Genomic DNA, 7,067 nt, shown 5'->3' with positions numbered 1-7,067 from the left:
TATCTGCGGGGCTTCAGCATCAGTTCGGAACAGACATGAAGGTTGCCCACGTTGGGTTAGCTGCCAGGGGCGGAGTATTTGCGGCTCAGTACGCGAGGGCTGGCAACCCGATGTCAGACGCCGAGTTGACACGAAAAGTCAAGGCTTATGGCGCTCCTGACGAGCTCGTCGTTCTCCTTACCGACGTCGCTCTATCCCTGCCAGCTCCTCTGCACTCGATCATCGGTGCCTCCATGAGCAACCGGCACGTCCGAAGCAACTCTCGGAATCCGAATTGACATAGAAACGTTTGTATGCCAATGTGAATGTTAACAAACAAACGTTCTCTTTCCACGAGGCGGCTACAGGCACTCTCACAGCGACGGCATCAAGATCTGCCACGACCCCCGGGGAAATCATTGTCTGAAAACCCCACTTAGTTGAAAGGTGTCATTCATGGTCTTGCAAGGCCGCCCTCTGCTCGGAATTCTTGAGCTTGATGAAGGACTGGCACCTGAGTGCCTCATTCCAAGACAGGGATGTCTATTGCATCCAGCGACCTTTGATCGCCCGGTCATCTGGGAAATGGTGGAAGGCGCCTTCGCCGAGACTATTGTGCGCACTGAGCCGTCTCTTAGGGTTAAGGACGCTTGTGTTGCTGCGGCGAGGCGACTAGTCGAAAGAGGCGCTGACGTAATCTCTGCTGACTGCGGTTTTTTTGTTCGCTATCAGCCGGCGGTCGCTGCTGCAGTCAATGTACCCGTCGTGATGTCCAGTCTGCTTCTCGTTCCGGCGTTGCTGAGGCAGCTATCGCCCGCTCAGAAGCTGGCGGTAATAACGGCTGACTCCCGACACTGCACCGAAGATCTGCTAGGGATAGAGAAGCCCGTCGATCGACCGAAAGTGGTCGTCGCAGGGATTGAAGGCGGCGTGTTCGTGGGTAACGCGTTCGCGCGGCCATACATCCAAACCGATGTTGAACAAATTGAATCGGAGGTCGCAGCTTGTGTCGCGCAACTTCGCGCAAAGCATCCTGAGATTGGAATCCTGCTTTTCGAATGCACGGGTTTCCCGAGTGTCAAAAACGCCCTAGGCCGCATAACAGGGCTGCCGATCTACGACATCACGGACCTTTGTCGGCTGACGCTCGCGTCGGTTACCAGCCCTGAATTGTCATGAACAACGATCAAGCTGCGGTTCCAACACAAAGCCCGCGGCCCATGGCAGTAAGCGGGATAGTGCGTCTTCGTGATATTCCCGGTGGAGCATTGGCACCGGAGTGGATCGGCCATTGTGCCAATTGCGTAAGTGGTGGGCATCAGGTGACTCAGGTTCCTGCCCCCCGATCGTAATGAGGGCGTCACCGGCAATCAGTGGGATTTGGAGCGGCAGCAGCAGTGGCCGCCGGCGTCACACCATTGCCCACGGCAGCGAAGGCGGCGGGTCAATTCGCATCATCTCAGACTCAGATGGCCTCAATCGACAAACTGAATTTGACGGGAGCCACCCAGCGGTTTTGACTGACAAGGCGTTAATCGTGTTTCTGATGCACCAGCGTCATGCGTATCTAGTCAACAGGAACGCCTGCCCGAAATGCAGGCCTGAATGTAGTCAATAAGAATATGCGCACACACGACCTTGCTTCGCCAACAGGCCAAAAACGGCAAAAAACATGGGAGAGACATATGAATCGGCTTATAACGATGATCGCAGCTGCAGCCTCACTCGCAGTCGCGTCCGGCGGTAGCCCGTCCAGGGCCAACGCTGGCGAAGTTCTGGATCGCGTGCTCGCCACAAAGTCGCTGACCGTGGCGGTGGGGCCAGACTGGGGGGCCCTATCGCATTTGAACGACAAACATGAGCTCGATGGTTCCGATATCGACCTTGCCAAGGCCATCGCGAAATCCCTTGGCGTGGAGGTAAAATTCGTAACTACGAACTGGGACATGATAGCGGCAGGCAAGTGGCAGGGCCGTTGGGATATGGGCATGGGTCAAATGACGCCTACGAAGGAACGTGCCAAAATATTTGAGTTTGTCATTTACAGTTACATTCCAGAGGTAGCCATCGTACACAAGGATAGTAAGGCGACGAAGCTTTCCGATCTCGACGGCAAGGTTATCGGCGTCGGATCGGGCGACGTGGCAGAGTCCTATGCCAAGCATAACTTTACGCCCGGATGGGTTAATGCTAAACCAGTAAAGTACCAGTTTACACCCGGCGAGCTGAAGACCTACCAAGCGGACAGCCTTTTGTACGACGACCTTCGCCTGGGCGATGGAGTACGGCTTGATGCGGTGCTTAACAGTGATAACTCGGCTAGAAATGCGATAAAGGCTGGGTATCCAATTAAGATCCTTGACGAGCCGTTGTTCTCGGGGCCGGCTGCTATTTCCATTCTCCATGGCGACAAGGAATTCCTCGACAAGGTTGCGGCTGCCGTGAAAACGATGAGGGATGATGGCACCCTTGCCAAGCAGTCCGTCAAATGGTTCGGCGCGGACTACAGCGTCGACAAATAGTTGCAAAGTATAGCGGCCCCGCTGTCGGGGCCGCTCTTTGAAAGTGCTGCTCATGCTTTATCAGGACAATGTCGAGTCCGAGGTCCTCGTCCACAAGCCGTGGTTTGTTGCTTCGATTTTTGCCGCAGTGCTCGCGGGTTTTCTTATGTTCAATCTTACGGGCACCACCTTTGGCGAACTCATGCGGCCTGTCATCGGCGACCCAGCGCAAAGTGGGATCTATGGTCGCTTCGCGATCGCCTTTGTGATAGCGATCATATTCTGTCTCAACATCGTGCTGATCGGTTTTATTTCGCTGAAGGTGCAAATCGGCGTTGTCTGGGCCGAGCTGCTGGTTCTGTTTCTTGCCTTCTTCAAGTCATTTAACCTAAGCATGCCCTTCATCTGGGAGAATGTGCCATATCTGATCACGCAGGGAGCAGTTGCGACGATCTATATCTCGGCGGTTTCACTGATATTCGCTTCGATCCTCGCGATGATTGCCGCGATTGCAAAGCTTTCAAGCAATGGCTTCGCCTATGCAATCGCCAGTTTCTACACATCATTTTTCCGCGGCCTGCCGCTGCTCGTCCAGATTTACCTGATTTACCTCGGACTGCCGCAACTTGGTATCTTTATCGACGCCGTTCCTTCAGGCATCTTGGCGCTGTCGCTTTGCACCGGAGCCTACATGACAGAAATTTTCCGTGCCGGTATCCAGAGCATCGACCGCGGCCAATGGGAAGCTTCGCGATCCATGGGTTTCGGCTTCGGTCTTACGATGCGCAAGATCATACTGCCGCAGGCGCTTCCGGTCATCATTCCCCCAATGGGAAACACGTTCATCTCAATGCTGAAGGACAGCTCACTCGTCTCCATCCTCGGTGTGTGGGAGCTCACGTTCCTTGCTCGCACACTCGGCCAGCCGACTTTTCAACACATGGAGATGCTCATAACGGCCGCAATTATATATTGGATTATGTCCATCTGCCTGGAACTGGTCCAGTCCAGGATCGAGCGCCACTTTGCTAGAAGCAAGGTGCGATGATGGGCGTCAGCATAGGTCAAGGTCATGTGAAGCACGGTCCAAAATTGTACGACCCTTCTAAGACGACTGTCGAGGTAAGCTATCCCGGGTTAAGTTCGGATCGAAGTTATCGGGCCAGAGGAGTGGCAGTGAGCGACACAGTTATCGAAGCTGAGAACGTCTCGAAGTGGTACGGCACCTTCAGAGCATTGACTGACGTCAACCTCACGGTCCGCAAGGGCGAACGCATCGTTATCTGCGGCCCCTCCGGATCGGGAAAGTCGACGCTAATCCGCTGCTTTAATCGGCTCGAGGCGCACCAAGAGGGCGAGATCACTGTCAACGGGATTCGGTTGCATAACAAGATGCGCGACCTGGCTGAAGTTCGCGCGAACGTCGGCATGGTGTTCCAGCACTTCAATCTCTTCCCGCATATGACGGTGCTGATGAACTGCATGGCAGCGCCGATGTGGATTAAGGGTATGGCCGAGGCCGAGGCAAAGAAGATTGCGCTAAAATTCCTCGAGCGCGTACGCATACCCGAGCAGGCGAACAAATTCCCTGGTCAACTATCCGGGGGACAACAGCAGCGCGTCGCAATTGCCCGCTCGCTCTGCATGGAACCTGCGGTCATGCTTTTCGACGAGCCGACCTCGTCTCTCGATCCGGAGATGGTCGCCGAAGTGCTCGAGACTATGACCAGTCTCGCGCGCGAGGGCATGACGATGGTCTGCGTCACCCACGAGATGGGCTTCGCGCGCTCCGTCGCCGATCGCGTCATCTTCATGGATGGAGGCCGGATCGTCGAGGAAGGCAAGCCGCACCACTTCTTCACCAAGCCTCAGCACGAAAGAACAAAACTCTTCCTCCATCAAATCTTGTCGCACTGAGATGATCAAATCGGGTGGATCTGAGTTAGCGACTGCCAGAATTGTCGAAGGACGAGCAACATAAGCGATACTCTTCCATCGCAACAGATCTCGATCACAACGCCAAGGATTAGCAACGGGCGCTTTAGTCAATCTTGTCATCTGAGTTTTACATGAATCAGATCCCAAACAGTATTTTACCACGCCTAACTCAAACGACTGTGGCTTCCCCCTAGATTGGGATTCAAATTGCAGCACCGTTTGGAAAAACGACCGCTGTTTTCAGTTGGATCGTTGGATCGCGCTCACAGGTGGTAGTACTGCCTGCGCTCATCGCTATGGGTCTAACGCCGCTACCCTTCTGGGTTAGCGGGCGCGCGGTCGTGGCAGCTTGGGTTTAACGATGTGGCATATTTGGGTGGCTTGTGAATTCGCGCCAGCAGTCGATCTCGAAAGGTTCCACAATGGCAAAGAGAACATCTCCACTCGTACCGTTTCAACACAAGACGTTCCGTTCTCTTTGGTCGGCTGCACTGGTCGAGGGCGTGGCTGCCGCATGGCTGATGACGAGCATTGCCACGTCGCCTGGGCATGGTGGCGCTCGTCCAGTCGTCGACCACGCTGCCATACATGATCTTTTCGCTCGCGGCGGGAGCGCTCGCAGATAACTTTGATCGTCGCCGGATTATGTTGACGGCTCAGCTGCTGATGGTGTGTGTTTCCGCGTCTCTGGCGTTTCTGGCCTATACCGAGGCACTCACCCTTGGACTCTGTTGGGTGTCACGTTCCTGATCGGCTGTGGTTGGGCGTTGCACGACCCGTCGTGGCAAGCTTCGATGGGAGATATCTTGAGCGATCAGGAACTTGTATCGCTCATGTTGGCGTGCAGGCGTATTTCGCCGCAGTATCCCGAGCGGAGCGTGGTGTTGACAATGCTGGTCGGATTGCTGGCGAGCACGGGCTTACGTTCCGGAGAAAGGCTCCGCCTCGATTGCGCCGGCGTCGACCTCGTCAGCGGAGTTCTTCACATCAGGAGGACCAAGTTTCGCAAGGATCGCGTGATCCCAGTTCATGTCACGACACTGGCGGCACTGCGCCAGTACGCACGCCTTCGTGATATGGCATTTCCGACGCGAAAGGATTCCGCGTTTTTTCTCAGCTCGCGCGGCAACCGGCTGTCGAAGACAGGGCTCGCTCTGGCTTTCTGCGCAGCCTGCAAGCTGGCGGGTCTCAACTGTGACAAGGCCTTAAGACCGCATGATCTGCGGCATCGTTTCGCCGTCACACGGCTCGCCGCATGGCATCGAGAGAACGCCGACGTGCAGGCGCTGCTGCCCTTGTTGGCGACCTATCTTGGCCACGCCCACTACACCGATACTGCCTACTATGTGACGGGCACGGCGGATTTTCTTGGCATGGCGGCCGACCGCGCGTTGGCCCATGGAGGCGCCTCATGAGCGTACATCTCTCGCTCGCGCCGCTGCTGGAGTCGTTCTTCCGCAACCGGCTGACCAAGCAAAGGAACGCAAGTCCCTCAACCATCGCCAGCTACCGCGACGCCTGGCGTATGTTGGTGCTCTTCGCCGCCGAACGCACCGGGCGCAAGCCGTACGCATTGGCCGTCGAGGATTTCGATCGGGACCTTATTCTCGCTGGATGAGCTTGAAGAGAAGCGGAAGAACACGATCCAGACACGCAATGCGCGCTGTCAGCGATCCGGTCGTTCTTCCATCATGTGGCGGCGAACGACCCCGCATCATTGGGCATCGCCCATGCACGCAGCGCTCGGGCGCGCCAACGAGCGCGATGGACTGGCGCAGGTTCTCCAGCCAACGATAGCTCTCCTTCGTCTCGATCGGCACGCGCGTGGGATTGATGTGCCGCTTGAGCGCGAGCGTTCCCTTGAATTTCGTAAGCGGGCAGCTGAGGCCGTTCAGCTCTGGTAATTCCAGGGCATGAGGCCGTCGATATCGCTGTTTGGCCAGCCATTGGCGATGCGCTCGAGGGTCTGGGTGAGCCAGGCGTGCGGATCGACCTGGTTCATCTTGGCGGTGGCCAGCAGCGTGGCGATGGTGGCCCATGTCCGCCCGCCGCCGTCGCTGCCAGCGAAGAGGCTGTTCTTTCGCGTTATTGTCTGGGGCCTGATCGCACGCTCGACGGCGTTGGAGTCGAGCTCGATGCGGCCGTCGACGAGGAAGCGCTCGAGCGCGGCACGCCGGCCAAGTGCATAGCGGATCGCCTCGGCGGGCTTCGATTTGCCCGACAGCTTCGGCAGCTCCTTTTCCCACAGCTTGAAGAGCGCGACCAAGATGGCGGCGGATTTCTCCTGACGCGCCATCACCCGGGCTGCGGGGTCGTGACCGCGGACGGCCTCCTCGATGGCCCACAGCGGAGCCATATGCGCCACCGTCTGCGAGGCGATGGTGGACGAGCCCGCGGCATGCAGTTCGTAGAACTTGCGCCGCACGTGTGACCAACAGGCCGCCAGCGTCACGCCGTCGTTGCCCCGATCGGATCGGGCCAGCCGGTTATAGGCGGCGTATCCGTCGACTTGCAGGATCCCGCGATAGCCGTCCAGATGACGGGCAACACATTCGCCGGCGCGGCTGTCCTCGAAGCGATAGACAACAATGGGCGGTCCACTGCCGCCAAAGGGCCGATCATCGCGGACATAGGTCCAGAGGTAGGCCG

Annotated in this window: 7 protein-coding genes and 1 pseudogene; 7 read left to right on the top strand and 1 reads right to left on the bottom strand. The window is 57.0% G+C overall.

Features of this window, described 5'->3' with window-relative positions:
- Positions 1-435 precede the first annotated feature (435 nt).
- From NKJ81_RS32260 to NKJ81_RS32230, 7 genes and pseudogenes are all read left to right on the top strand, one after another.
- Positions 436-1,158, top strand: a complete 723-nt coding sequence (locus NKJ81_RS32260) for an aspartate/glutamate racemase family protein (RefSeq protein WP_352542944.1) — start codon at positions 436-438, stop codon at positions 1,156-1,158.
- 506 nt (positions 1,159-1,664) lie between these two features.
- Complete coding sequence (locus NKJ81_RS32255) at positions 1,665-2,501, top strand: transporter substrate-binding domain-containing protein (protein ID WP_352542943.1); 837 nt, start codon at positions 1,665-1,667, stop codon at positions 2,499-2,501.
- A 52-nt stretch (positions 2,502-2,553) separates the two neighbouring features.
- Positions 2,554-3,528, top strand: a complete 975-nt coding sequence (locus tag NKJ81_RS32250; RefSeq protein WP_352542942.1) for an amino acid ABC transporter permease — start codon at positions 2,554-2,556, stop codon at positions 3,526-3,528.
- A gap of 128 nt (positions 3,529-3,656) precedes the next feature.
- Positions 3,657-4,397 carry an amino acid ABC transporter ATP-binding protein gene (locus NKJ81_RS32245; protein ID WP_352542946.1) on the top strand — a complete coding sequence of 247 codons (741 nt, stop codon included), beginning with the start codon at positions 3,657-3,659 and terminating at the stop codon, positions 4,395-4,397.
- A 443-nt stretch (positions 4,398-4,840) separates the two neighbouring features.
- Positions 4,841-5,242: pseudogene (locus NKJ81_RS32240) on the top strand (MFS transporter); the annotation flags it as partial.
- A 9-nt stretch (positions 5,243-5,251) separates the two neighbouring features.
- Positions 5,252-5,833 (top strand): tyrosine-type recombinase/integrase, encoded by a 582-nt coding sequence (locus NKJ81_RS32235; protein ID WP_502904365.1) that lies wholly within the window; start codon positions 5,252-5,254, stop codon positions 5,831-5,833.
- Complete coding sequence (locus NKJ81_RS32230) at positions 5,830-6,036, top strand: hypothetical protein (protein WP_352542941.1); 207 nt, start codon at positions 5,830-5,832, stop codon at positions 6,034-6,036. The genes NKJ81_RS32235 and NKJ81_RS32230 overlap by 4 nt, the downstream gene beginning before the upstream one ends.
- 273 nt (positions 6,037-6,309) lie before the next feature.
- Here NKJ81_RS32230 and tnpC read toward each other — a convergent pair.
- Positions 6,310-7,067: IS66 family transposase (gene tnpC / locus NKJ81_RS32225; RefSeq protein WP_352542940.1), on the bottom strand; the 758-nt coding region annotated here is incomplete at its 5' end.

Origin of the sequence: Mesorhizobium sp. M0018 (assembly GCF_040323955.1) — a bacterium.
In the GTDB taxonomy this organism is placed as follows: Bacteria; Pseudomonadota; Alphaproteobacteria; order Rhizobiales; family Rhizobiaceae; genus Mesorhizobium.
This window is presented reverse-complemented; position numbering and strand designations above follow the sequence as displayed.

What these genes read in the sequence shown, in the direction of transcription:
- NKJ81_RS32260 (WP_352542944.1), top strand. Translation starts at nt 436, where the DNA reads ATGGTCTTGCAAGGCCGCCCTCTGCTCGGAATTCTTGAGCTTGATGAA.
- NKJ81_RS32235 (WP_502904365.1), top strand. Translation starts at nt 5,252, where the DNA reads ATGTTGGCGTGCAGGCGTATTTCGCCGCAGTATCCCGAGCGGAGCGTG.
- NKJ81_RS32230 (WP_352542941.1), top strand. Translation starts at nt 5,830, where the DNA reads ATGAGCGTACATCTCTCGCTCGCGCCGCTGCTGGAGTCGTTCTTCCGC.
- NKJ81_RS32255 (WP_352542943.1), top strand. Translation starts at nt 1,665, where the DNA reads ATGAATCGGCTTATAACGATGATCGCAGCTGCAGCCTCACTCGCAGTC.
- NKJ81_RS32250 (WP_352542942.1), top strand. Translation starts at nt 2,554, where the DNA reads ATGCTTTATCAGGACAATGTCGAGTCCGAGGTCCTCGTCCACAAGCCG.